Origin of the sequence: Pseudomonas gozinkensis (genome assembly GCF_014863585.1) — a bacterium.
GTDB classification, from domain to species: Bacteria; Pseudomonadota; Gammaproteobacteria; order Pseudomonadales; family Pseudomonadaceae; genus Aquipseudomonas; species Aquipseudomonas gozinkensis.
The window spans coordinates 1,616,259-1,640,627 of record NZ_CP062253.1 but is presented as its reverse complement, the minus strand read 5'-3'; the positions used below and the strand labels follow the sequence as shown (position 1 = coordinate 1,640,627).

The window sequence follows — 24,369 nt, the reverse complement described above, 5'->3', positions numbered from 1 at the left end:
ATTCCCACGCGGAGCGTGGGAACGATCCTCTCAGAGCCCGCGCACATCCCGGTCTTCGATCGGCCGGCTCTGACGCAGACGCTTGCCGCCCAGCACCACCCAGTCGATCAGACGGAACAGGCATTCAAGACCGAACGACAGCAGCAGCGCGCCGCTCATGCCCCAGATCATCGCTTCCGGCGTCAGCAGGATCTGGTAGCTGTAACCGTTCCAGGTTTCCTTGCGGATGTCCGGGTCGGCGGCCAGCACCACTTGCAGGAAGCGGATGTACCACGGGCCCTGCATCGCCTGGAATTGTTTATCCAGCGCCAGTTGACGGTTGAGCAAGGTGCTCAGGCTATCGGCATCGCTGCGAAACACCGGGTCTTCGCTGGCGCGATAGTGGGCGACCAGCGCCTGGATATCACCCTTGAAGAACTGCTCGGCGGTGCCCTGGAAACCACGCAGACCGGTCTGCGCCTCGATCAGGTGCGCTTCGACCCGCTTGGCGTAATCGTTGATGAAGCCCGGCACCTGGACACCGATCAACAGGCCCGCCGCAAACAACACCAGCCGTAGATAACTGAGCAACATTCGGGGAAATCCTTATTCGGTCGTGCCCTGGCTGACGCATTCGCCGCGTCGCCACAGGCTCCACTGGCCCGGTTCGTAGCGGGTCCAGGTTTCGTTTTCGGTCAAGGGTTCGGTGGCAATCACCGTGACCACGTCGTTGGGCGTGGTTTCGGCCTGGAAGTCGACGATCACATCGACGTCCTTGAGCCGCGCCGGACCAAACGGTGCGCGTCGGGTGATCTGCGCCAGTTTGGTCGAGCAATAGCAGAACAGCCAGTCGCCGTCGCTGAGAAGGCAGTTGAACACGCCTTTGCTGCGATATTCGGCGCATGCGGCAACCAGATCCGGCAGCAGCACTTCTATATCGACCGGCTCCGGAAATGCTGCACGTACCCGGTTGAGCAAATCGCAGAATGCCGCTTCGCTGTCGGTATCACCGACCGGGCGGTAGAAACTCTTGATCGGAGTGAAATCGGCGAGCTGGCCGTTGTGCGCGAAGCACCAGTTGCGCCCCCACAGTTCGCGGACGAACGGGTGGGTGTTGGACAGGCAGACCTTGCCGACGTTGGCCTGACGGATATGCCCGATGACCACCTCGCTCTTGATCGGATAGCGCTGCACCAGATTGGCGACTTCCGACTCGCTGCTGGCCGCCGGGTCCTGGAACAGGCGCAGCCCACGACCTTCATAGAACGCGATGCCCCAGCCGTCGCGGTGCGGACCGGTGCGACCGCCGCGCTGCATCAACCCGGTGAAGCTGAACACGATGTCGGTCGGCACGTTGGCACTCATGCCCAGTAATTCACACATGTGCGGACTCTCGTGATTACAGACGCGGCTCGACGCGTCGACGCTGCGGATTGCTCGGCAGCGGTGGACGGCCATATCGATCATCGCCTGCACCGCCGAACGGTTGATCGGCGTCACGTTCGTCATCGGCACGGGCCGCTGCGCGAGCAGCTTCGGCCTGCTCCTTGCGAGCGTTCGAAGCGCGCTCGATCGGGAAACGAATCAGCACGAAAATCAGGTACAGGCCGAACGCGATCATGGCGTACATGAGCAGTTCGGAAATCGCTCGCCAGGCGTTGTTACCCACCTTGAACGCCAGATCCAGCGCCGTGATGGCGATGGCCGGGGCGAATTTTTCCTTCACCGGGTCGATGATGGTCGGGCTGAACAGCAACACCGCCATCAATACACGCAGCGGCTCGCGCAGCCAGCGCCACATCCAGCGGGTCATCCGCATCCATACCAACAGGCAGCCCACGGCGGCAAAGGCGTAAAGGCCCCAGGCGATCAGATAGTCGTTCTCGGTCATGGTGTCCATGGCAAGGCAGGCAAAGAGGCGCTTATAGTAACGACTTTTCGCACGTCAGGCTTGTCCCAATGCCAGTCGGTCAGCCCCGGACATTGTGGGAGCGAGCTTGGTCCGGGCGGCGATCCGACGAAGAGGCCGTCAGATTCAACACTATTATTGACTGAGCCTCCGCTTTCGCGAGCAAGCTCGCTCCCACAGGTTGCGAAACCCTATTCCGTTATATTTTCGAGAGCTTTCCATGCCCGTATCCGCCAACGTCATCAGCGCCCCGATTGCCCACAAGGCCGCCGGACACGACCCGTACGCCTGGCTGCAGGAGCGCGACACCGACGCGGTGCTCGACTACCTCAAGGCTGAAAACGACTATCAGCAGACACAGACCGCCGATCAGGCCGAACTGCGTGAAACCCTGTTCGAGGAGATCAAGGGCCGAATCCTTGAAACCGACCTGTCCCTGCCCTCGCCGTGGGGCCCGTACCTGTATTACACCCGCACCACAGCGGGTGACGAATACGCCCGTCACTACCGCTGCCCGCGCCCGGCCGACGACAGCCTGACCCTCGACGAAAGCCGCGAACAACTACTGCTCGACCCGAACGCCCTGGCCAACGGCGGCTTTTTCTCCCTCGGTGCGTTCAGCATCAGCCCGGATCACCAGCGTCTGGCCTACAGCGTCGATGCCTCGGGTGACGAGATTTACACGCTGTTCGTGAAGGAATTATCCAGCGAGCGTGTCAGCGAACTGGAATTCCAGGACTGCGACGGCAGCATGACCTGGGCCAACGACAGCCTGACGCTGTTCTTCGGCGTGCTCGACGACACCCATCGGCCGCACAAACTGTTCCGCTACCGCCTCGACGGCACGGCCGCCGAAGAGGTATTCCACGAGCCGGACGGGCGTTTCTTCCTGCATTGCTACCGCGCCAGCTCCGAGCAGCAATTGCTGTTGTCGCTGGGCAGCAAGACCACCAGTGAAGTCTGGGCGCTGGACGCCAATCAGCCGCACCAGCCGTTCACTTGCCTGGCGCCACGGGTCGAGGATCACGAATACGACGTCGATCACGGCAAACTCGATGGCGAATGGACCTGGTTCATCCGCACCAACCGCGACGGCATCAACTTCGCCCTGTATCAGGCGCCGGACACCGGCATCGCGCCGAGCGAAGCTGACTGGCAGAACCTGATCCCGCACAGCGATTCGGTGATGCTCGATGGCGTGACCCTCAACGCCGAAGCCCTGACCCTGAGCCTGCGTGAGGGCGGTCTGCCGATCATCGAAGTTCGCCCACACGGTCTGGCGCCTTATCGCGTGCAATTACCGGACGCGGCCTACAGCCTCTATGTGCAAAACAGCCTGGAATTCGAAAGCGACCGCATTCGCCTGCGCTATGAAGCACTGAATCGTCCGGCTCAGGTTCGGCAATTGATCCTCGCCACCGGCGAACAGACTGTCCTCAAGGAAACTCCGGTGCTCGGCCCGTTCGACGCCGACGCCTACGTCAGCCAGCGCCTGTGGGCGACCGCCCCGGACGGCACCCAGGTGCCGATCAGTCTGGTGATGAAACGGGAAATGGTCGGCAAAGCGGTGCCGCTGTACCTCTACGGTTACGGCGCCTACGGCTCGAGCCTCGATCCGTGGTTCTCCCACGCCCGCCTGAGCCTGCTGGATCGCGGCATGGCGTTCGCCATCGCCCACGTGCGCGGCGGCGGTGAACTGGGCGAAGCCTGGTACCGCGCCGGCAAGCAGGAGCACAAGCACAACACCTTCAGCGACTTTATTGCCTGCGCTGAATTCCTGATCCTCAACGGCATCACCACCGCGCCACAACTGGCGATCAGCGGTGGCAGCGCCGGTGGTTTGCTGATCGGTGCGGTGCTCAATCAGCGTCCGGATCTGTTTGGTGTGGCGATTGCCGAAGTGCCGTTCGTCGACGTGCTCAACACCATGCTCGACCCGGATCTGCCGCTGACCGTCACCGAGTACGACGAGTGGGGCAATCCCGAAGAGCCGGACGTTTACGAGCGGATCAAGGCCTATGCGCCGTACGAAAACGTCACTGCGCAGGCGTATCCCGCGACACTGGTGATCGCCGGCTACAACGACAGCCGCGTGCAGTACTGGGAAGCGGCCAAGTGGGTGGCGAAATTGCGCGCGACCAAGACCGATGACAATCCATTGCTGCTCAAGACCGAACTGGGCGCCGGCCACGGCGGCATGAGCGGGCGTTATCAGGGATTACGTGACGTAGCGCTCGAATATGCATTTGTTTTCAAGGTTCTGGGTATCGCCTGAGGAACTCCGCCTGTCACTTGGGTCTTAATTCCAGACATTAAGAGCCGATACACATAGAACCCTGTGGGAGCGGGCTTGGTCCGGGCGGCGATCCGACGAAGGCGGAGTCTCAGTAAACAACGATGTTGAAGCTGATGGCCTCTTCGCGGGCACGCCCGCTCCCACAAGGAATGTGCAACGCGCGGAAACCGTGAAAAACAAAAAGACTGTGACAACATGTCAGAACCGACCTTACTGAACAACGAAATCCGCGACTGGCTGATGGACTGCGGCCTGTTCGATCAATTGCAACTGGCGGATTTTGCCGCTGCCTCGGGCTACTTCAGCATCAGCACCGTGGCTGAAGGCGAAGCGATCTTTCGCGAAGGCGATGCCGGCAGTTTCATGTGCATCATCCACACCGGCCAGGTGGCCGTGCAGAAAACCGGTGGCGACGGCCAGGTCGTGACCATGGCCACCCTGCGCAGCGGCCGGGCGTTCGGCGAAATGGCCGTGCTCGACGGCGAACGCCGTTCGGCGACTTGTGTGGCGGCGAGCAACTGTCAATTGCTCAACCTCGGCAAGGACTCGCTGGAAAAAATGCTCAACGACGCGCCGAAGATCGCCGCCAAGATCATCCGCGCCCTCGCCGTCTCCCTGTCCAAACGCCTGCGCATGGCTGACGGCCAGCTCGCCGCCCAGCAGATCTAGCCCCCGGGGATTTGGGTTTGCTGTCGTTCTGTTCCAGGCCCGGCAATGGTTGATCCTTGGTCGGCGGGCTGGGCATTTCGATCGGCGCCAGCGGCGGGCCGCCACTGCCGGGGCCGGTCTTGGGAATCAGCACCGGGCTGATCTGCGGATACGGGGTTGGCGTCGCCGTACCGGGCGAGCCCGGTTGCGGTGCCGGGCTGACGGGAATCGTCTGTTGCGCCTGTACGGCAGTTATCGAGAGCGCGGCCAGGGTAATGACCGTTAGAATGGTGCGCTTCATCAAGGGCTCCGTTGGCCTGAAGTCTGCCTTCAGGCTACTCCCAACGCGCCGGCTTGCCTTCCCCCCTGTAGAGATTTCCATGAAACGTTTCGTTCTGCTCGACACCACGCCGATCCCTGACAACGGCGGCGCCCTGTGCCTGTTCGAGTATGGCGAGGACTTCGTCATCAAGATCCAGGGCGGCGACGGCGGCCAATTGATGAACACCCGCATGCACGGTTCCGAAGATGCATTGGCCGAGATCCCGTGCCGCAAGGTCGCCGGCCGGCCGAACTCGCGGGTGCTGATCGGCGGTCTGGGCATGGGCTTCACCCTCGCCTCCGCGCTCAAGCATCTGGGCAAGAGCGCCGAAGTGGTGGTCGCCGAACTGGTGCCGGGCGTGGTCGAGTGGAACCGTGGCCCGCTCGGTGAAAAGTCCGGACGCCCGCTGCTCGACCCGCGCACGGTGATCCGCCAGGAAGACGTGGCCAAGGTGCTGCAAAGCGAGCCGAACGGCTTCGACGCGATCATGCTCGACGTCGACAACGGCCCCGAAGGCCTGACCCAGAAGGCCAACAGCTGGCTGTATTCCGCCGCCGGTCTTGCCGCGTGCGCAAGGGCGATGCGGCCCAAAGGCGTGCTGGCGGTGTGGTCGGCCAGCGCCGACCGGCAGTTTTCCGACAAATTGAAGAAGGCCGGTTTCAAGGCCGAGGAAGTCCAGGTCTTCGCCCACGGCAACAAGGGCACCCGCCACACGATCTGGATTGCCGAGAAGCTCAAGGGCTGAGCTAAACTTGCCTCATAACCGTCATTAGTCTTTCTACAAAGGTGAACCCATGAGTTCGTCCACCCCGACCAACACTTCGAAGCTGGATCGCATCCTCGCCGACAACCAGCGCGACAAGGAAATGGGCTACCGCGACAAGGCCCTGAAGATGTACCCGCACGTGTGCGGCCGCTGCGCCCGTGAGTTTTCCGGCAAGCGCCTGAGCGAACTGACCGTGCATCACCGCGACCATAATCACGACAACAACCCGCAGGACGGTTCCAACTGGGAACTGCTGTGCCTGTACTGCCACGACAACGAACACTCGCGCTACACCGACCAGCAGTATTTCGGCGAAGGCTCGCTGAGCACGCCGAAAATCGCCAAGGCCACGCACAACCCGTTTGCTGCCCTGGCCGGCCTCATGAAAAAAGAAGACTGAGCCCCCCGTTCTGATCGTTCCCACGCTCTGCGTGGGAATGCAGCCCGGGACGCTCCGCGTCCCAAAGCGGACGCAGAGCGTCCATTGAGGCATTCCCACGCAGAGCGTGGGAACGATCTGTCCTGAATCTGCCCGCCCTCCCCCAATCCCCGTATAATCGCCCTCTTTTTCCCGAAGGCACCCCGCTCGTGGCAGACAAACGGTACAGCTGCATTGGTTTGTATAACCCCAAATCACCGGAAAACGTCGGTTCGGTGATGCGCGCCGCAGGCTGCTATGGCGTTTCGACCGTGTTCTACACTGGCAAGCGCTATGAGCGCGCTGCCGATTTCGTCACCGACACCAAGCGCGTGCACTACGACATCCCGCTGATCGGCATCGACGACCTGAAAAAAATCCTGCCGCTCAACTGCGTACCGGTCGCCGTGGAACTGGTCGACGGCGCCCGCCCGCTGCCGGAATACACCCACCCGGATCGCGCCCTGTACATCTTCGGCCCCGAAGACGGTTCGCTGGATCAAGAGATCCGCGACTGGTGCGAAGACGTCGTGTACATCCCGACCACCGGCTGCATGAACCTCGCTGCCACGGTCAACGTCGTGCTCTACGACCGCATGGCCAAAGGCCTGAACACCCGCTCCGGGCCGAAATTCCGCTGAAACACCGCACATCCGATGGAACGAGCTGACCGCCTGCGCAGTCAGCTTGTTTATCCATTACTCATTGCCTGGAGAAAGATCATGACCGAGCTCAAACGCGTCGAGCGTATCGAATCCACCCCGTTCCAGAGCCGTTCCGAGCAGAACGTCGAAGGCTGGGAGCGCATCGGCTCACTGGCCGGGGGCGTGATCATGGTCGGCAAGGGCCTGCGCCGTGGCGGCGTTTTCGGGCTGATTCAAGTGGCGATCGGCGGCGTGGCCATGGCCCGTGGCATCACCGGGCACAGCTCGGTGAAAAGCCTGCTGGAGAAAAGCCGTCAGGACATGAACAACGTGCGGGCGAAGATCGAGCGGGCCGGTGAAGAGCTGAGCAAGCTCAAGGCCAATGCCGAAGCGGCGACCAAAACCGCCACCGTGACCGGCAATGACTCGGTGAAATCGCCGAAAGCCGGGGTTTGATTCTCGATTTGCCTTGAGGCTGATGGCCTCATCGCTGGCAAGCCAGCTCCCACAATGTTTTGGGCTGGAGACCAATCGGTGGTCACCGCACAAACCTGTGGGAGCTGGCTTGCCAGCGATGGCGGTTTTACTGCAGTAACGCGGTCTCAAGGACTTTGGACGACTCGCCGAGAATGCTTTCGGCGAGTTGCACGAACTCCTTGGTATCCACCGTCCCCAGATGCATCGCCCCGCGCAGCACATCATCCAGCGAGCGCTTGTTGCGGGTCTTCAGGCGAATCTCCCCGTCCAGCTCCTGCAACAACAGCACCGCTTTCGACAGCTGCGCCGGGCTGATCTGCTCGCCGCGCAGGGTCGTGACCTTCTGGCTGTCCTTGGCCAGCTTCGCCTGCAACGCCTGATAACGCTCGTCGCTCATGCCGCCGGCACGACGCACCAGTTCGATGGCGTAATACTCGGCAAAACCTTCGCTGATCCAGTCACTGCGCTGCTCGTCGTTGATCCGTCCGAACACCTGCGCCAGCTCGCGCACCAGAGCGCTGCTGCCGCTTTCGCTGACCAGCGGCAACCGCGTGTTGAGGTAGATCGACTCCCGCGCCGCCAGGCTGCCGCGCCACATCGGGTCGTTGGCACCGACGATCAGCAGTTTGCTCGGATGGCGCGGAAACACCGCCTGCACCTGCGGCCAGACAAACGTCAGCAGCGTTAGCACGTCCATCCGGCGCATGCCCTGCCCTTGCGGCGAGGCCACGGTGACTTCGGTTTCGCCCAGTCGGGTGCGACGGCTGCCGAGGTGGCCGGCGAGCATCCAGCCGGTCGGGCGGTCGAACAGGCGTGACGGATTGTCGATGCGGAATTTGTTCTTGCCGATGCGCGGCCAGGCGGTTTCGACGCTTTTCCAGCCGTCGGGCAATTCGAAGTGCAGGCGTGCGACCAGCTCGATGCCGTCCTGTTGATCGAGCCTGGCTGGCGGCACCAGTTCATCGCCGCGCATCAGTGCCCAGGTCGGGGTCATGCGCGTGTCGAAGCTGCCGTTCTTGCGGCCGTGGCTGATGCGCACGCGGTAGGTCAGGCTGGCCTTGTCCGCCGTCGGGCGCCAGATCCCGCGCGCGGGTTGGCCCGGCGTCAGTTGCCACTGACCGTCGGCCTTGAAGTCGCTGTAGTGGCTGCCATCGCCGAGGTCGAAATCCAGGCTGCGCACCGCTTCGCCTTTGGCGAGGGTCAGGCGCACTTCGGCCTGATCGCTCTGCGGCAGCAGGCGTACCTGATAATCCAGATCGACTTTCTTCGCCGCCCACACCGGCGCACTCAGCGCCAGCAACGTGACGATCAGCGCCCGGCGCAATCCCGTCGCCATACCTGCTCCTTGCTCAATTGTCAGCCTGCGCGAAAAATCAGGTGATCTTCCCAGTCGTCTTCCGGCACGCTGCCTTCGGCGAGCATCCGGCCGGACTGGGAAATCCGTTCGTGGTGCACCGCGTCGCGATCACCGCAGACCAGGTGATGCCACAGCGGCAGGTCCTTGCCCTCGCTGACCAATCGATATCCGCAGGTCGGCGGCAGCCATTTGAATTCTTCGGCCTGGCCCGGGGTGAGTTGGATGCAGTCCGGGACAAACTTGATGCGGTTGGGGTAGTCGCTGCACTGGCAGGTCTTCAGGTCCAGCAGTTTGCAGGCGATACGCGTGTAATAGACGCTGTTGTCTTCTTCATCCTCGAGCTTCTGCAGGCAGCACAGGCCGCAACCGTCGCACAGCGATTCCCATTCCTCGTGATCCAGTTGATCGAGGGTTTTGCGTATCCAGAACGGTTCGACTTTGGCGGCCATGGCTCAAGCATCAACATCAGGTGGTGAAAAGGCCGCCAGTCTAGTGCCCAAGGCCCCGTGATCCAAGCGCTGGCGACTGCCGGTTGTGCAGGGCTTGTCAGTTTTTGCGCGGCCAAGTAGCTTTGCCAGTCCCAAGAAGCCTTGGCTGGGTGCCATTAACGCTCGACCGCGTTGCATTCCGGTGAACTGCACGGCTTCACATACAGCCCCAATCGTTCAGCCCAACTGATCCCGCCGGGTTTTGCTTCAAACCATCCTCAAACGTAGCAAGGAATCTCTCGATGAGTGCCAACCCTCGCGTTGCCGAATACGCCATTCACCCGCAGTTCACCGATCGCTGGTCGCCCCGCGCCTTCACCGGCGAAGCGATTTCCGAAGAAACCCTGCTGAGCTTTTTCGAAGCCGCGCGCTGGGCGCCGTCGGCATACAACTCGCAGCCGTGGCGTTTTCTCTACGCCCGCCGCGACACGCCGAACTGGGAGCGTTACCTGGGCCTGCTCAATGAGTTCAACCGCAGCTGGGCCCAGCACGCGTCGGCACTGGTGATCGTGATTTCGAAAACCACCTTCACCGCACCGGGCGCGACCGAGGAAACGCCGGCGCTGTGGCATACCTTCGACACCGGTTCCGCCTGGGGCCATCTGGCGCTGCAAGCGAGCCTGAGCGGCTGGCACACCCACGGCATGGCCGGCTTCGATCAGGAGCTGACCCGCAAGGAGCTGAACATTCCAGAAGGTTATGCGCTGCACGCCGCCGTTGCGGTGGGCAAGCTGGGTGACAAGGCAACCCTGGCGGATTACCTGCGGGCACGGGAAACGCCGAGCCCGCGTCGTCCGTTGAGCGAACTGGCGGCTGAAGGCGACTTCACCCTCTAAGCACACCCGTGATCGCCGCTGATTGATTGATCGTTCCCACGCTCCGCGTGGGAATGCAGCCCGTGACGCTCCGCGTCACTGGACGCGGAGCGTCCCTTGAGGCATTCCCACGCAGAGCGTGGGAACGATCTCTGTAGTCAGTAGCCGCGTGCGAAATCCACTTCGCCACGTAACGCTTCACCCGCCTGATACGCCCGCAAGTTATCCAGAAACAACTGCACCATCATCGGCGGCGAGGTCGGCGCCGAGCTGTGCCCGGTCAACAGCAAGCCCCATGCGGTCCAGAACGGATGCCGTTGCGGCAGCGGTTCCTGGCGGCAGACATCGATCACCGCGCCGGCCAGATGGCCTTCCTTCAAAGCTTCAACCAGATCCGCATCGACGACGGCCACACCGCGCCCGGCGTTGATGAACAAACCGGTCGGCTTGAATTGCTTGAACAGCGCAGCGTCGTAGATATCGTGGGTGTGCTCGGTGTTGGGCAGCAGGTTGACCACGTAATCCGCTTCGCCGACCAGACGCGGCAAGTCCGCCATCGAACCGACTTCGACAAACGGCGCCTGCTGGCGCGCACTGCTGGCGATGCCGTACAACTCGACGCCGAATGGCAGCAGAAACTGCGCCACGCTCTGGCCGATGTCACCGGTGCCGACGATCAGCACCTTGCGTCCGACCAGACTCTGGCCGGTGCGGTTGTCCCACTTCCGCTCGACCTGGCTGACCAGCCGCGCCAGCACTTCGCGCTCGTGGCCGAGCATGTAGGTCAGCACGTACTCGGCCATCACCTGGCCGAAAATGCCGACCGCCCGGGTCAGGCGGTAATCCCGGCGCAGGCCGTCGGCCAGCAGCGGCGTGATCCCGGCCCAGGTCGATTGCAGCCATTGTGGCTGGTGGCCCTGACGCAACAGGGTCGCCAGCAGATCCGGCTGGCCCAGCCACACCGGGCAATCGACGGCCTGGCGGGCCAGTTCGGCGGAGTCGCCACTGGTCAGCACTTCCAGCTCCGGGGCTGCCTGACGCAGCAGCCGGGCGTATATCGCGTGGTCGTGTTCAGCAATCAGAACGCGCATCTTCAAACCTTTCGCAAACCGTGCAGGCGGCCGTCCACTTCGTGGCAGCCGTCGCCGTAAAAACCGTTCCAGGGGTTACAAGAGGCCCAGGACAGGGCCTCACGGATCAGACCGGGTCGTTGCGTCGCAGCAACTCTTCGGGCAAGTGCTCGATGTACTCTTCCTCGGCCGGTGGCATTTGCAGGTGATAGCCCTGCTTTTCGAGGTTTTCCAGGACCACGGCGATATCTTCGCTGGCCAGCTTGCGCTCGGGGGTCAGCACCAGATCAAAGGAATGCCTGGCCTTGCCGAACGCCGCCATCAGGCCTTCCGGCACGCGCTCCAGCGCATCGCTCTTGAGCACGTACAGGTACATGCCGCTTTTCTTCGAACTTTGATAAATGGAACAAATACGTTTCAAGGCTGTTCTCCGGCGGTGGCCAGGCTGTCGAGCAGCTTCTGGCCCATCAATTCGCGGCGCCAGCCACGCAGCGAATCAGGCAATTGGTAAGGGCCCTCGGGGAAGCCGCTTTTGACCAGCGCTTCGAGGGTTTTCTTGCGCAGCATCAGTTCCGGCGCGATGCCCAGACGCTCAGCTTCGGCCTGACCGAGCGCCCGCAGCTGTTTGATCAGCGCAGCGGCTTCGATCGGCAAGGGCTCCGGCACGGCTGGTGGCCATTGATCAGGCCCCACACTGCCAGAGCGCTTGATCAGATCAAGCAGAAACTCGCCGTCCTGACGCACGGTACGCGGGTGCATGTCTTCGATCTTGCCCAGCGCGCTGAGGTTGTCAGGTTGCGTACGCGCCAACGGCCACAGCGAATGCTCACGGACGATGCGGTTACGCGGCAGGTCGCGGGCGCGGGCCTCGCGCTCACGCCAGGCGCACAGCTCACGCAGAACGGCGAGTTGCGCGCGGGATAGTTTCCACGCCAGTTTGGCCTCGCGATACACCTCGTACGGATCGGTCTCGCGGCGCAGGTTGGCGACCAGTTCCGCGCCGTCCTCCAGTACCCAGGCGAATTTGTCGTCAGACAGTTTCGGACGCAGTTGTACGAAAACCTCCGCCAGATGCACGGCGTCTTCGGCGGCATAGCTGATTTGCGTGTCGGACAACGGACGCTGCAACCAGTCGGAACGGGTTTCGCCCTTCGGCAGTTCGATGCCGAGCACTTCCTGCACCAGACGCGAATAGCCCATCGAGAACCCGAGGTTCAGGTAGGCAGCGGCCAGTTGGGTGTCGAACAGCGGCGCCGGCAGACTGCCGGTCAGGCGCAGCAGGACTTCGAGGTCTTCGCTGCAGGCATGCAGGACTTTGAGCACCGCCGGGTTTTCCAGCAACGCGGCCAAGGGTTGCCAGGCGTTGATGGTCAGCGGGTCGATCAGGTAGGCGCGTTTGCCGTCGCCAACCTGCAACAGGCCGGCAATCGGGTAGAAGGTGTCGACCCGCATGAATTCGGTGTCGAGGGCAACGAACGGCAGCTGCTGCCACTCGGCGCAAAACTGCGCGAGGCTATCGTTGTCGCGAATCCAGTGAATATCGATGGCCACACGGCTCTCCCTTCAAGAATGGCGCGCAGTATATATCGCCACCGGCGCTTTCCGCGCCTTTACAGGGCAAGAGCTTGATGAAATCTCCTGCCTGAGGGAAAGAATAGTCTTACAGAGTGAGTCTGCCGGCTCAGTCCTTGGCCAACACCCCGTCGATCACCGCACCCCGGCAGCCGGCAAACATGTCCAGATCGGGCTGGTAGACCTTGCTCTGCACTTCCAGCAGACCGAGCATCGAGTGGAACAGGTTGTCCTGGCTCAGCGGCTTGTCGCGGCTCATTTGCAGGCAATGTGTGTCGACCGAGTAGGACTTCTGATAGCTGTCGGAGAACCACGCCAGCATCGCCACGTGTTTCTGCTGCTCCGGCGCCAGCATGTACGGCGTGCCGTGGAGGAACAGGTTGTACTCGCCCAGAGATTCGCCGTGGTCGGACAGGTAAAGCATGGCGGTATCGACTTTTTCCTGATTGCTGCGCAGCACATCGATCAGGCTCGAGAGCACATGGTCGGTGTACACCAGCGTGTTGTCGTAGCCGTTGACGATGCTCTCGCGGCTGCAATTGTTCAGCGCGTTGCTTTCACACACCGGGGTGAAGCGCTCGTATTCCTTCGGATAGCGCTTGAAGTATTCCGGGCCGTGGCTGCCCATCTGGTGCAGGACCAGCACGGTGTCCTTGTCCAGGTGATCGATAAAGCTTTGCAGGCCCTGCAACAGGATTTCGTCGCGGCATTCGCTGTTGGCGCACAGCGCGGGGTCTTTCAGATTGCTGACGTCCTGCAGGGTGACGCGATCGCAGGTGCCCTTGCAGCCGGACTGGTTGTCGCGCCAGATCACGTCGATCCCGGCACGCTTCAGTACGTCCAGCAGCCCTTCTTCATTCTTCGCCTTGCTGGCGTCGTAATCCTTGCGGCCCATGTTGGAGAACATGCACGGCACCGACACGGCCGTTTCCGTGCCACAGGAATGCACGTCGGTGAAGGCGATCAGGCCGGCTTCCTTGTCCAGTTTCGGTGTGGTGTCGCGGTCATAACCGAGGATGCCGAAGTTTTCCGCCCGGGCACTTTCCCCCACCACCAGCACCGTCAGGGATTTGCGCGGATGGTTCTGCACGGCGGCATTGCGCTGGGCGTCTTCGCCGATCGTGACGAACGGTTGCTGCGCCGAAGCCACCTGCTCACGCAGATAACCGGCCGAGGCGCCGATGTAGTTGCTCGGCACCAGCATCAAGCGAATTTCGTGGTGATTGCGAAACAGCGACGACAACCCTTGATAATTGGCCAGCGCCACGCCACCAATGACCGCGACCGACGCGATACTCACCACAACTTTACTTAATAACTCGCGATGCCAGCGGCGATAGCTGACTGGAACTTTCCACAACAACCAGGACGGCAAGACACCCAGAAAAAGGATATAAGCCAGCAACTTCAAAGACAGCAGGTCGCGCACTTCAGTGGCATTGGTTTCGGCAAAGTTTCTAAACATACCGGCATCGATCATTACGCCGTATTGGCTCATGAAATAAGCCACGCCGGCGCTGACCATGAACAACAACGTCAATACGGGTTTCATAACGGGTCGAAACGCCAGCAACGTCAGCACAATGTTATACGCCGCGAAGATCATGACCCCGAACGCAATGCGCATCGCAATGCCTTTGCCGTCCGCGGTGGTGATATCGAACAGGTGCTGCCAGAGAACGAAATTGAATCCGGTCAAAAGAAAGGCGCTGGCAAACAACGTCACCCATTCCGGGCGCACGGCTTTTAACTTGAACATGGCGAGGGGCTATTTCCTTGAAAGAAGTGCCGTCGTCAATTGTGAAAATTTCATTGACTCAGACAACACAAACTTTAAGCAGGCAACCATCAATTTTTTGTGAAAAAGAAGCCAACGATTAGTTGGCACATGAAATAACCATGAAACTTGCAGAGTATTTGAGAATGATTCAGCTGTGGTTCAGTCGCGGGCGACGAGGGGCCGTATCGAATTTCTCGATACCGCTCCTGATTTTCTGATTTGCCGCCTCGCTCGCTGCCCCGCCTAATCGACAGCCTCTGGTCTCAAGGTCTGACGATGGAAAACGTTCGCGCCACTGCCCGCCCCGCTGTCTGGATGATGCTTGGCATCATCCTGGTCGCCCTCAACCTGCGCCCATCGATGGCGGCCGTCGGGCCCTTGCTCTCGGCCATTCGCGGCGATATGGCGCTGAGTTTCAGCCTTGCAGCGTTGCTGACCCTGCTGCCGGTGATGGCGATGGGGCTGGCGATGTTCTGCGGCATGGCGGTCAGCCAGCGCCTCGGTGAACAGCGCACGGTGCTACTGTCGTTGTTGATCATCGGCGTGGCGACGCTTTCGCGGCTGTTTCTCGACTCGGCGGGCGGATTGATCGCCAGCGCCGTGCTGGCCGGGATCGGCATTGCACTGATCCAGGCCTTGATGCCCGCACTGATCAAATCGCGGTTTCCGGACAAAGTGGCGCTGTGCATGGGCCTTTATGTCACTTCGATCATGGGCGGCGCGGCGCTGGCTGCTTCGTTCGCACCGTGGGTGCTGATGCAGACCGGCAACTGGCGGGCGGGGCTGGCGGTCTGGGGGTTACTGGCACTGCTCGCCGTGCCTGTGTGGTACGCAACCCGCGCCACGTCACCGGCCACCAACCGAGTAGCTGTCAGAAAAGAATCCTTCTTCACAAATTCCCGCGCCTGGCTGCTCGCGATCTTCTTCGGCCTCGGCACCGCGTCCTACACCTGCGTGCTCGCCTGGCTGGCCCCGTACTACGTGGAAAAGGGCTGGAGCGAACAAAACGCCGGCCTGATGCTGGGTTTTCTGACGGCCATGGAGGTGATTTCCGGGCTGGTGGTGCCGGCCATCGCCAATCGCAGCCGTGACCGACGCCTGGTGCTTGGCGCCCTGCTCGGCCTGATCATCGCCGGATTCCTGGGTCTGATCCTCAGCCCCCGGCACTTGAGCCTGCTGTGGCCCTGCCTGCTTGGGCTGGGCATCGGCGGACTGTTCCCGATGAGCCTGATCGTGTCCCTCGATCACATTGACGAACCACAACGTGCCGGCGGGCTCACAGCATTCGTACAAGGCATCGGTTACCTGATTGCCGGGCTCTCGCCGCTGATGGCTGGCGTGGTTCGCGATCGACTGGGCAGCTTCGAGTGGGCCTGGTGGTCACTGACGGCAGTGATGGCGCTCATGCTGCTGATGGTGCTGCGCTTCAACCCACGGCATTACGCCCGACACATGGGCTGCTCGGGCAAATGGCAGGCCGATCCGTCTGGATAAAGGCTTCTGGCCACCTTTTCCGGGTTTGATTGTGTACGTCGTGTTACTAAAACTTTCTGTCCCACAACTGACCGTGAAAAGTCCTACAGGGCTTTCTCCTGGCACCATCGTTCCGTTACGATCATGCGCACACGTTTGCGCGGATTCGGCGCAAGGAGCACAGCGAGACAGAACGGATGCTGAACAGTAACTTGCTTAGAAAGCTCGACATGCAGGATCTCATGGTGTTTGTCGCCGTGTATGAGCAAAGCAGCGTCACCGACGTGTCGGAGGCGCTGTTCGTCAGCCAGTCCACCGTCAGTTACTGCCTGAAAAAACTGCGCACCAGCTTCGAAGACGACTTGTTCGTCAACACCCGTACGGGCATGCGCCCGACCTACAAGGCCAGCAGCATGTACGGCCATGTGCAGAAAATCCTCGAAAGCATCAACCTCTGCCACGCCGGCGCCCCGACCTTCGACCCGATGGCACAACCGGTGACTTTCAACATCTGCGCCCCGGAATACTTCGAGCAACTGATTCTGCCGCGGATGTTGAAGCGCTTTGATTTCGATGACTTGCCGGTGATGGTCAACATGCACAAATTCGAAACCGACGTGCCGGTCGAAGAGCTGCGTGACGGCAGCCTCGATCTGGTGATCTGTTTCGGCCCGCACTTCCATCGCAGCCATGCAGACCTGAAGTCACGCATGCTGCTGGAAGATGACCTGGTCTGCGTGTTCGACAAACGCGCCACGCCGCTGGAGCCGCGCCTGAGTCTGCAAGCCTTCACCGAACGCCGGCATGTGTTCCCGACACCGTGGACGTCGACCACCAACATGGTCGATGGCTGGCTGGCGCGCCAGGCGCAGAAACGCCAGATCGTCGCCCGCTCCAACAGCTACAGCGCGGCGTTGAAGATGATCACCGGCACCGATTTCATCCTCACCCTGCCCCGGCGGATCCAGCGTTTGCTGACCAACGATGCCGTGTTCAACCACTGCGAGGCGCCGAACGGTCTGCCGGGGTTCACCCTCGACATGCAGTGGAGCCACAACGTCGATCAGGACAGCGCCAACCTCTGGCTGCGCGAGCAGGTCATCAAGACCTGCGCGGAGCTGGAAGCGGCCTGAGTCCTACACGCCAATGGCAGTCTTGTTGTAGGAGCCACGGTCGATGTCGAGCAGTTCCACACTCAACTGCACCTCGACCCCGGCCGGCCATTCGCACAGATCCTGCAACACCGCCAACAGGCTCTGCGACAGCTGCTTCTTGATCTCCGGGGAACGCCCGCTGAGCAGCGCCAGCCTCACCGCGACAAAGGCGCGCTCGTTCATGGCGGTGCCGACCTTGAAGGTTTCAACCTTGAGCGCACGGCTCTTGATATCGAACTCCGCCGCGAACTGACCGGAACCCACCAGCGTGTTGTTGAGCCGGATCAACGCCACGTCGGCGTTCAGTTGCGGCAGGTTGGCGGTGTATTCCAGGTGCAGGTGTGGCATGTCGGTGCTCCAGTGGTTCGGCAAAAAGGTCGTACATATAACACAGCAACGCCTGACTCACGCCAGCGACGACATCACCGGCCGCTCACTCATGAACTGCTCCAGCCGAGAACGCAACCAGCGCTCGGCCGGGTCGCTGTCGACGTGGCTGAGCCAGACCATCGACAAATCAAGGGTCGGTGTCTTGAACGGGAAAGGCTCCTTGAACAACAGCCCGGAACCGGCCATGGCGTCGGCGGTGTAGTCCGGCAGGCTGGCGATCAGATCAGTGCCGGCGAGCAGCGCCGGCAACGAACTGTACTGCGGCACCGACAACACCACCTGACGGGTGCGACCGATATCCGCCAGCCACTCATCGGCGTAGCCACTGACATTGGCGGTGTGGGAAACCAGCACATGGGGGCGTGCGCAATATTCATCGAGGGTCAGCGGCGTGTCGGACTTGTCGGCGCGCAGGATGCTCGGCTGAATATGCCGCAGCAGTTTGCGCTTGGCGTTGGCCGGCAGGCCGCGGGTCTGGCTGATGCCGACGGTGATGTCGCCGGCTGCCAGCAGATCGGGAATCCGCCAGTAATCGACGTGCTGCACCACGAACACCACACTCGGCGCCTCCTGGCGCAAGGCGCGCAACAGCGGCGGCAGCAGACCGAATTCGACGTCATCGGACAGGCCGATGCGAAAGGTCATGGTGCTGACGGCAGGATCGAAATCGCGAGTCAGGCTCAGCGCCACCGACAGCGAGTCGAGCGCTGGCTTGAGATGCCGATAAATATCTTCGGCGCGGGCCGTCGGCTCCATGCGATGGCCGACGCGGATGAACAATGGATCGTTGAGCATGGTGCGCAGACGGTTGAGCGCCGAACTGATGGTCGGCTGGCCGAGAAACAGCTTCTCCGCCGCGCGGGTCACGTTGCGTTCGAGCATCAAGGTCTCGAACACCACCATCAGGTTGATGTCGGCTTTGCGTAGTTCATTGCGGTTCATCCATTGCCCCCCGATCCCCAGATTGCGGCAGTGTAGAAAGGCCGTGGGGGCGGCGTCCATCGAAACGGTGCGTCATTGCACCATCAAGGACTTCAGCCCAAGGCCCATGATCCGCGAATCATCGTTGATACCCAGCTGCCGAGGGCTGACGGCATCCGGCAGCTGCAATTCGATGTCGAGCCGGTCATCGTTCCCGAGGCGCTTACTGAGCTGGGCGCTGATCGGAATTTCCAGCCGATTGCCTTGAAACTGTGTCAAACGGGTATCCAGTACCTGCTGGCCATTCAGGCTGACGATCACCCGCTGGCCGGGGTGCCCGGGCGATATGAAAGCCAATGCGTCGATCACGATCAAATGCGCCGACGGCGGCAACCGCAATTGGATTTTCGCCTGGCGCCCTTCTGTCCACGTCCCCCAGCTTTCCGGCTGCGACCAGCCGCTGGCCAGTTGTCGATTGCGATAATTGAAGGTCAGCGTTTGCCCTGGACGAGTGAGCGGCGTGAGCAATATCTGCCGCCCTTCATCAGGCACCTGCAGGCACTCTGCGCAACGCTTCCAGCCGGGCGCCAGCACCGCCACTCCGTCCACGCGTGTCAGTAGATCGGTTTCACTGTTGACGGTTTTCGCTGCGTCCGCCAGAGCCTCGTCATCCAGAACGTACAACGAGTCCGCGTCGTACTGCCCCGAGTCGAGCATCCGCCGTGCATGCTGTTGTGCCAGCGCCAGCGCCGAAGTGCTCATGCGTCCCAGATACACCGCATCGGTTTTCATCCCGTGGGTCGCTGCGAAACCGGCGATCATCTGCCAGCGATCGCTCTGATTCTGCGGCATCAGGCTGCGCACATTGGCGTAACGCGCAGCAGCACCGGCCCAGAAGGGATCCGTCAGCGGACTGCTCCAGGACGATGAAGGCGCCAGCATTTTTCCCTGTCTGATGGCCATCCAGCCGCCGCGGGTGTCGGCCACCTGGATCAACAGCGCGACGGCCAGCAGACCGACGGCGATGCGTGGCCGGTAACCGCGTACCAGCAGAAAAATGATGGTCAGGATGCAGGCATACAACACCGGCCAGAACATCCGCCCCGAGGCGCGAAAAATGCTGGCCAGGGCAATGACGCCATCCGGCAGCGGATACTCGAACGTCAACGTGCCTATGCCTATCCGGTTTGACAGCGCGAACAGCCATGAACCGAGCATGGCCATCAACAGCCATGGACGAGCACGCACTTCATCCTTCAAGGGTTGCCGGTTTCGCAGCCAGGCAAAAAAAGCCGCTGGCACCAGCAACAGAACACCCAGACCGAAATAGTTGAAACCTTCGTAATCCCCCTCTTCTTTCGGCAGACCGGGCAACATCAAAGACCAGCCTGCGGGATCGACGGGGGACAACAGATTCATCCGGTACAAGCCAAAACCACCGGAGGCCGCGCCATCGGCAATGCTGAAGTAACCGGCCTGCCAGCAACACCCGCTCACCAGTGCGAACAGCACGCCAGCCTCGATCAGCCCCTGACGTCGGGTCAACGACCGACTGAACGTCTTGCCCAGCAAATCCGCCACCCAGATCAGGGCAACCATTGCCAGCAAGTAGGCATGCACCCATGCCGTCACCGCGAGCAGTACTCCCCAGGCCAGGTGGCGCCGCCTCAGTTTCGGCAACAGCGCAAGGTAAAGCGCAGCCAGGAGGAGGAAATGCCCCGCCAGGGAAAGGTGCCCCACCATGCGAAAAAACATCGCTGGCGAGAACACCAGCAGCCCTGTACCCAGCAAACGGAGAACGGGATGCGGCGTCATCAGCCCGAGCAGTTTCCAGCCAAACCAGGCCTGCAAGACGCAACACGCCAGCAGCCACAAACCGAAATACTGGAAGGTGTCCGGCAACCAGCCACTGAACGGTTTGAACAACAGTGCCAGCAACGGATTGGAGTCGGAAAAAATGATCGAGCTGCCCAGTTCCAGCCCGTAGGGCGGATTAAGCCCCAGCGGAAATGTCCAGGGCCCATGCCGGAAAAACGCCCAGCCCAGATAATGCGTGGCCGGATCGCCCTGCTCCAGCCAGGCGATGTTTTGCGGGTTCAGCGCTTGCGGTCCGACCACCAGAAAAAACACCAGAACACCCAATAACAGCGGCAACAGGGAAAGTGCCGGGTGCTCCCGTGAATCCTTCATCGATATGTCCAGAAGTTGTGCAGTACGAAGGTGAATGCCGGAATCGTCAGCGCCACGGCACCGATTCCGGCGAGATAGTGCAACCCGGCCATCTGTACCGCCCAGGCCACAAACATCGCCAACAGAAAGCCGCCCGCCGAAACCAGCATGAAACGCAGCAAGGTTTTACCGTGCAGTCGGGCCGAAAAACTCCAAGTGGTGTTGACCACGTAGGACACCACTGTCGCCACGACAAACGCCACGCCGTTGGCCAAGGGAGGCAAGGGGCTGACAAAGTTGATGAACAGCACCGCCACCAGCGCATGCAGCGCCGTGACGAACAGACCGGTCACGGCGAAACGCAGACCGCGCTGGATCAACGGGGATTTTTCGGCAGCCGTCACGGTTTGCGCGCCAGCACGAACACGCTCAAACCGGCGAGGCGATTCATGCCCATCAAGGGCAGCTCGAAACTGCACAGGGTTTTCAGCAGTGTATTGACCAGCGGATGGTGTTTTTTCAGCTGTGAACGCGGTGCCGCCCCCCGAGCGCCACCGGTTATCAAGCGCGACACCAGCGCAATCGGGAAGACCGCTCCGAAGTAATAGGCGCTCCGCTCCACCGTCAATCCGGCGTTACTCGCCAGAGCTTCGAACTGCCCCAGGGTGTAGCGGCGCTTGTGTTCGAGGAAATCATCGTGCCCGCTCCACATGAAACGGAACGCCGGCACGGTCATCAGGAAGCGACTGCCGGACGGCACTTTGTCGACGTAAGACTTGAGTAACCCGAGGTCGTCATCCACGTGCTCCAGCACATCCATGAGCAACACCAGATCTGCGTCCACAGAGTCGATGGAACGGCGGTAATGCACCGGTTTGCCGGCGGTGGTGGCGCTGGAGTCGGCCGGGTAACTGATGTCCACACACCACGCTTCGCGCGCGGTGGTATGGGTCAACAAATGATGGGAAAAGAATCCTGAACCGGCACCGACATCGAGAATGCGCTTGATCGGCGCTTCACCCAGCAAGCGCCGGGTGGCGGCCGCTTTGGAGCAGTAATACCAATGCTCGCCGATGCTGTCGCCGAGAATGTCGGTTTCCTTGAGGTCCATCGGTCAGTCCTTGGGATCGTAAACGCGGCGCACCAGAAAGACCGGTCGGCGCTTGGCTTCAATGTAGGTGCGTCCCAGGTATTCACCGAGTACGCCAATGCCGATCAGTTGCAGGCCACCGAGAAACGTCACTGCCACCATCAAGGACGCATAGCCCGGCAGATCAACACCGTACAACAGTGTGCGCACCACGATGAACATGGCAAAGGCGAACGACACCAGCGACACCATCGCTCCCAGATATGTCCAGATCCGCAGCGGCTCGGTGCTGAAACTGGTGATGCCTTCCAGTGCGAAATTCCATAGCCGCCAGCCATTGAACTTGGTCTGCCCCGCTGCCCGCTCCGGGCGTTCGTATTCGACCTGCGTGGTGCGAAAACCGACCCAGGCGAACAGGCCCTTCATGAAGCGCCGTGACTCGGGCAAGGTCAGCAACGCATCGACCACACAGCGATCCATCAAACGAAAATCGCCGACATTTTCCGGCAACGGCTGCTCGGCAATCCGGTTGTGCAGGCGATAGAACCAGCTGGCGGAGGTCTGCTTGGCCCAGGTGTCGTTGCGCCGGCTGAGGCGATGGCCCAGCACCACCTCGAAGCCTTCGCGCCAGCACTCGATCATCTGCAAAATGACCTCGGGCGGATCCTGCAGGTCAACGTCGATCGGCACCACGATCTGCCCCGTGGCGATCTGCAAACCGGCGGACAGCGCCGCTTCCTTGCCGAAATTGCGACTCAGATCCACCACACGGATACGCGCATCGCTTTCCTGGCAGTTCAGGAGACGTTCCAGCGTCGTATCGGAGCTGCCGTCGTTGACGAACACCAGTTCGAGGCTGATCCGGGAATCACCCTCGAACACCTGTCGAATGCGCAGGAGAAAGCCCTCAAGGCTATCCTCTTCGTTGAACACAGGGATCACCAGCGACAACTTCACCGGGCCCGCGTTTTGCGTTCCGTGCGGATGGGTCAATGGACTGCTCTTTTTTATAGTGATTGTCGGTCGTCGAACGCTGTTCGACGCCATGAGCCGCACCGTATTAAGCAGCAGCCCGGAATGTCATGCAAGGGTGAAACGACGGCGTTCCGGCCAATCCGCAGGCCGATCCATGCGCTCTGGTCCGCGCCTTCCAGAAACATTCACGAACGATTGGAAACAAATCCCCGATAGCCAAAAATCCGCGCTCCGCTAGGCTTGCGTCGAGGCGTCACACAGGCTGTCGCACATAAATCGCATGGAGCGAACTGAATGTATTTCGAGATTTACAGGCAATCCAAAGGCACCCCGAGCACCGGCAAGGGCCAATGGCGCTGGCGGCTGCGGGCAGGCAACCACGAGACGGTCGCCAGCGGCGAGTCGTATGTGAACAAGGCGGATTGTCTGCATGTGATCGAGTTGATCAAGGGTGTGCAGGGGGACACGCCGGTCAAGGAGATCTGAGGCAAAAGAATGCTGCCTGTGCCCATAGGCAGCATTCATTTGAGATGACCGACCGTCAAGAAATCAGTCGATCCAGATGACAGTCAATTCAGTCAAGATCAGGCTTTACCCAGATCACCGCAGATGGATAATGGCAAGCTGCCACAACCCATGACTCCCTGACATCAGGGATTCTTCTCCCATCGGCCCGACATTCACCATCACGGACACATGATCAGGCTACGAAACAAGGAGTTCGTAACTTTGCTCTCCCATCAGGATTTACCGGTTCCTCTCTCTCGTACCCAGAAGCTTACATCTCTGATCACGCGGGGCATGGCCGGTCTCGGTGTTCTGTTAGGTGCCATGTGGGCACTGATTACCTACGTAGTGCCAGATCCAAGCGTATTCGGATTCAGCTTCATCAGTTGGAAGAACGTGGTATTGCTTGTCAGTACCTTTATGTTCTTGGGTGCAGTTTCCATCGGATGGCAAATTCGCAACTACACACCGCTGCTTCGAGGCTGCTTGCAGTTCGTTATCATTTCCGGCATGTCATTCGGGTTCTTCATCCTGGGAACCGAGTACGCAAAACCCTCATTCGAATTTGCAAAACTACAGGCGAAAATCGTAGAGAACGAAGGTAGCAACCTGCTCGGCAAGCGCATGGAAGTCCTGGACAATGTTCGTTTTGAGCTTGAAGGTTGCGAAAATATCGGAAGGTTGCCCACGTGCACCTTCGAGTTGACGAACTTGAATGTGGACCGCAGCTTCCGCTTTGATGAGAGCACGCGCCTGTTCGATGAATCAGGAGGTCCGCTAAAGTTTGAATCGATTCGTGTAGGTCAAGTGGAAGATCGCTCTTGGCTAAGATTTCAATTAATCCGCAATGTCCCTACCCGAGTCACACTGATTTTCCAGCAGAGCAACAGCAAGCTGAGCAAAACCCCTGCTATCAAGCTCGTATTCAATGATTTGAATGATCAGAGCCTCACGCTCAAGTTCAGTGAAATTGACATGCGTTAGCCCGATCAGACATCGCTTCAAGCCAAACCAAACGAGTTTTCGGCCCCACCCCATCTCTTTTTCCAAAGAGACTTTCCACAGACCTGTATCGCTTACGTAAAAGCCTCGTAGTTTTTCAACTACGAGGCTTTTAATTGCCGAGCAGACGGGGCTGTGAGCTCCTAC

The 24,369-nt window shown here is 60.7% G+C and carries 26 protein-coding genes and 1 pseudogene; 11 read left to right on the top strand and 16 right to left on the bottom strand.

The genetic code is table 11. From position 1 onward, the window contains the following. Positions 1-30: 30 nt before the first annotated feature. The 3 genes from IHQ43_RS07390 to IHQ43_RS07380 are packed head-to-tail and all read right to left on the bottom strand — an operon-like array spanning position 31 to position 1,879. The gene (locus IHQ43_RS07390) at positions 31-573 is read right to left on the bottom strand and encodes a DUF2937 family protein (protein WP_007956487.1); all 543 of its coding nucleotides are present in this window, start codon (positions 571-573) and stop codon (positions 31-33) included. Positions 574-585: 12 nt separating this feature from the next. Next, positions 586-1,362, bottom strand: a complete 777-nt coding sequence (locus tag IHQ43_RS07385) for a class II glutamine amidotransferase (RefSeq protein ID WP_025110635.1) — start codon at positions 1,360-1,362, stop codon at positions 586-588. Between the two features lie 16 nt (positions 1,363-1,378). Continuing rightward, on the bottom strand, positions 1,379-1,879 hold the full coding sequence (locus IHQ43_RS07380) for an MFS transporter (RefSeq protein WP_192563897.1): 501 nt from the start codon (positions 1,877-1,879) through the stop codon (positions 1,379-1,381). A gap of 229 nt (positions 1,880-2,108) precedes the next feature. Here IHQ43_RS07380 and IHQ43_RS07375 point away from each other — a divergent pair, with 229 nt between their 5' ends. Both IHQ43_RS07375 and IHQ43_RS07370 read left to right on the top strand, forming a co-directional pair. Continuing rightward, on the top strand, positions 2,109-4,163 hold the full coding sequence (locus IHQ43_RS07375) for a S9 family peptidase (protein ID WP_192563896.1): 2,055 nt from the start codon (positions 2,109-2,111) through the stop codon (positions 4,161-4,163). 216 nt (positions 4,164-4,379) lie between these two features. Then, positions 4,380-4,853: a cyclic nucleotide-binding domain-containing protein gene (locus tag IHQ43_RS07370; RefSeq protein ID WP_007956482.1), complete on the top strand. Its 474-nt coding sequence runs from the start codon at positions 4,380-4,382 to the stop codon at positions 4,851-4,853. Position 4,854: 1 nt separating this feature from the next. Here IHQ43_RS07370 and IHQ43_RS29455 read toward each other — a convergent pair. After that, positions 4,855-5,133, bottom strand: a pseudogene (locus IHQ43_RS29455) (hypothetical protein); the annotation flags it as partial. Positions 5,134-5,212: 79 nt separating this feature from the next. On the opposite strand from IHQ43_RS29455, the gene IHQ43_RS07365 reads away from it, so the two are divergent. From IHQ43_RS07365 to IHQ43_RS07350, 4 genes are all read left to right on the top strand, one after another. Further along, positions 5,213-5,899, top strand: a complete 687-nt coding sequence (locus IHQ43_RS07365) for a spermine/spermidine synthase domain-containing protein (RefSeq protein ID WP_085648590.1) — start codon at positions 5,213-5,215, stop codon at positions 5,897-5,899. Between the two features lie 49 nt (positions 5,900-5,948). Then, positions 5,949-6,320, top strand: a complete 372-nt coding sequence (locus tag IHQ43_RS07360) for a YajD family HNH nuclease (protein ID WP_007944009.1) — start codon at positions 5,949-5,951, stop codon at positions 6,318-6,320. A 188-nt stretch (positions 6,321-6,508) separates the two neighbouring features. Then, positions 6,509-6,979, top strand: coding sequence for an RNA methyltransferase (locus tag IHQ43_RS07355; protein ID WP_007958066.1), 471 nt, complete (start codon positions 6,509-6,511; stop codon positions 6,977-6,979). 81 nt (positions 6,980-7,060) lie between these two features. After that, on the top strand, positions 7,061-7,438 hold the full coding sequence (locus IHQ43_RS07350) for a YgaP family membrane protein (RefSeq protein WP_007958064.1): 378 nt from the start codon (positions 7,061-7,063) through the stop codon (positions 7,436-7,438). A 127-nt stretch (positions 7,439-7,565) separates the two neighbouring features. On the opposite strand, the gene IHQ43_RS07345 is transcribed toward IHQ43_RS07350, so the two are convergent. Both IHQ43_RS07345 and IHQ43_RS07340 read right to left on the bottom strand, forming a co-directional pair. Continuing rightward, positions 7,566-8,795: a hypothetical protein gene (locus IHQ43_RS07345; protein ID WP_192563895.1), complete on the bottom strand. Its 1,230-nt coding sequence runs from the start codon at positions 8,793-8,795 to the stop codon at positions 7,566-7,568. Positions 8,796-8,815: 20 nt separating this feature from the next. Further along, entirely contained in the window at positions 8,816-9,265 is a 450-nt protein-coding gene (locus IHQ43_RS07340; RefSeq protein WP_025110643.1) for a YcgN family cysteine cluster protein, read from the bottom strand. Positions 9,266-9,546: 281 nt separating this feature from the next. On the opposite strand from IHQ43_RS07340, the gene IHQ43_RS07335 reads away from it, so the two are divergent. Next, entirely contained in the window at positions 9,547-10,140 is a 594-nt protein-coding gene (locus tag IHQ43_RS07335) for a nitroreductase family protein (RefSeq protein ID WP_192563894.1), read from the top strand. 137 nt (positions 10,141-10,277) lie between these two features. Here the strand turns inward: IHQ43_RS07335 and IHQ43_RS07330 are convergent, their stop codons facing one another. From IHQ43_RS07330 to IHQ43_RS07315, 4 genes are all read right to left on the bottom strand, one after another. Continuing rightward, positions 10,278-11,210, bottom strand: a complete 933-nt coding sequence (locus IHQ43_RS07330) for a D-2-hydroxyacid dehydrogenase (RefSeq protein WP_192563893.1) — start codon at positions 11,208-11,210, stop codon at positions 10,278-10,280. Between the two features lie 106 nt (positions 11,211-11,316). After that, positions 11,317-11,610, bottom strand: coding sequence for a YcgL domain-containing protein (locus tag IHQ43_RS07325; RefSeq protein WP_039772642.1), 294 nt, complete (start codon positions 11,608-11,610; stop codon positions 11,317-11,319). Beyond that, positions 11,607-12,740, bottom strand: a complete 1,134-nt coding sequence (rnd, locus tag IHQ43_RS07320) for a ribonuclease D (protein ID WP_007958043.1) — start codon at positions 12,738-12,740, stop codon at positions 11,607-11,609. The genes IHQ43_RS07325 and rnd overlap by 4 nt, the downstream gene beginning before the upstream one ends. A 130-nt stretch (positions 12,741-12,870) precedes the next feature. Continuing rightward, a complete protein-coding gene (locus IHQ43_RS07315; RefSeq protein WP_192563892.1) occupies positions 12,871-14,520 on the bottom strand; it encodes a phosphoethanolamine transferase in 1,650 nt (549 codons plus the stop codon). A 297-nt stretch (positions 14,521-14,817) separates the two neighbouring features. Here IHQ43_RS07315 and IHQ43_RS07310 point away from each other — a divergent pair, with 297 nt between their 5' ends. Further along, on the top strand, positions 14,818-16,035 hold the full coding sequence (locus IHQ43_RS07310) for a cyanate transporter (protein WP_192563891.1): 1,218 nt from the start codon (positions 14,818-14,820) through the stop codon (positions 16,033-16,035). A 176-nt stretch (positions 16,036-16,211) separates the two neighbouring features. After that, on the top strand, positions 16,212-17,147 hold the full coding sequence (locus IHQ43_RS07305) for a LysR family transcriptional regulator (RefSeq protein WP_085605584.1): 936 nt from the start codon (positions 16,212-16,214) through the stop codon (positions 17,145-17,147). Positions 17,148-17,150: 3 nt separating this feature from the next. Here the strand turns inward: IHQ43_RS07305 and IHQ43_RS07300 are convergent, their stop codons facing one another. The 6 genes from IHQ43_RS07300 to IHQ43_RS07275 all read right to left on the bottom strand — a co-directional run bounded on the left by IHQ43_RS07300 (position 17,151) and on the right by IHQ43_RS07275 (position 22,731). Next, on the bottom strand, positions 17,151-17,516 hold the full coding sequence (locus IHQ43_RS07300) for a 5-carboxymethyl-2-hydroxymuconate Delta-isomerase (RefSeq protein ID WP_192563890.1): 366 nt from the start codon (positions 17,514-17,516) through the stop codon (positions 17,151-17,153). Between the two features lie 57 nt (positions 17,517-17,573). After that, the gene (locus IHQ43_RS07295; protein WP_192563889.1) at positions 17,574-18,500 is read right to left on the bottom strand and encodes a LysR substrate-binding domain-containing protein; all 927 of its coding nucleotides are present in this window, start codon (positions 18,498-18,500) and stop codon (positions 17,574-17,576) included. A gap of 72 nt (positions 18,501-18,572) precedes the next feature. Beyond that, positions 18,573-20,669 (bottom strand): DUF6311 domain-containing protein, encoded by a 2,097-nt coding sequence (locus IHQ43_RS07290; RefSeq protein WP_192563888.1) that lies wholly within the window; start codon positions 20,667-20,669, stop codon positions 18,573-18,575. Then, positions 20,666-21,052 carry a GtrA family protein gene (locus IHQ43_RS07285; protein ID WP_192563887.1) on the bottom strand — a complete coding sequence of 129 codons (387 nt, stop codon included), beginning with the start codon at positions 21,050-21,052 and terminating at the stop codon, positions 20,666-20,668. The genes IHQ43_RS07290 and IHQ43_RS07285 overlap by 4 nt, the downstream gene beginning before the upstream one ends. Next, positions 21,049-21,759, bottom strand: a complete 711-nt coding sequence (locus IHQ43_RS07280) for a class I SAM-dependent methyltransferase (protein WP_192563886.1) — start codon at positions 21,757-21,759, stop codon at positions 21,049-21,051. Before IHQ43_RS07280 ends, IHQ43_RS07285 begins: the two co-directional genes overlap by 4 nt. Positions 21,760-21,762: 3 nt before the next feature. Next, a complete protein-coding gene (locus tag IHQ43_RS07275; protein ID WP_192563885.1) occupies positions 21,763-22,731 on the bottom strand; it encodes a glycosyltransferase family 2 protein in 969 nt (322 codons plus the stop codon). Between the two features lie 276 nt (positions 22,732-23,007). Between IHQ43_RS07275 and IHQ43_RS07270 the strand changes: the two genes are divergently transcribed. Both IHQ43_RS07270 and IHQ43_RS07265 read left to right on the top strand, forming a co-directional pair. Further along, complete coding sequence (locus IHQ43_RS07270) at positions 23,008-23,199, top strand: YegP family protein (protein WP_064383113.1); 192 nt, start codon at positions 23,008-23,010, stop codon at positions 23,197-23,199. Between the two features lie 243 nt (positions 23,200-23,442). Beyond that, complete coding sequence (locus tag IHQ43_RS07265) at positions 23,443-24,204, top strand: hypothetical protein (RefSeq protein ID WP_192563884.1); 762 nt, start codon at positions 23,443-23,445, stop codon at positions 24,202-24,204. The last annotated feature ends 165 nt before the right edge of the window (positions 24,205-24,369 follow it).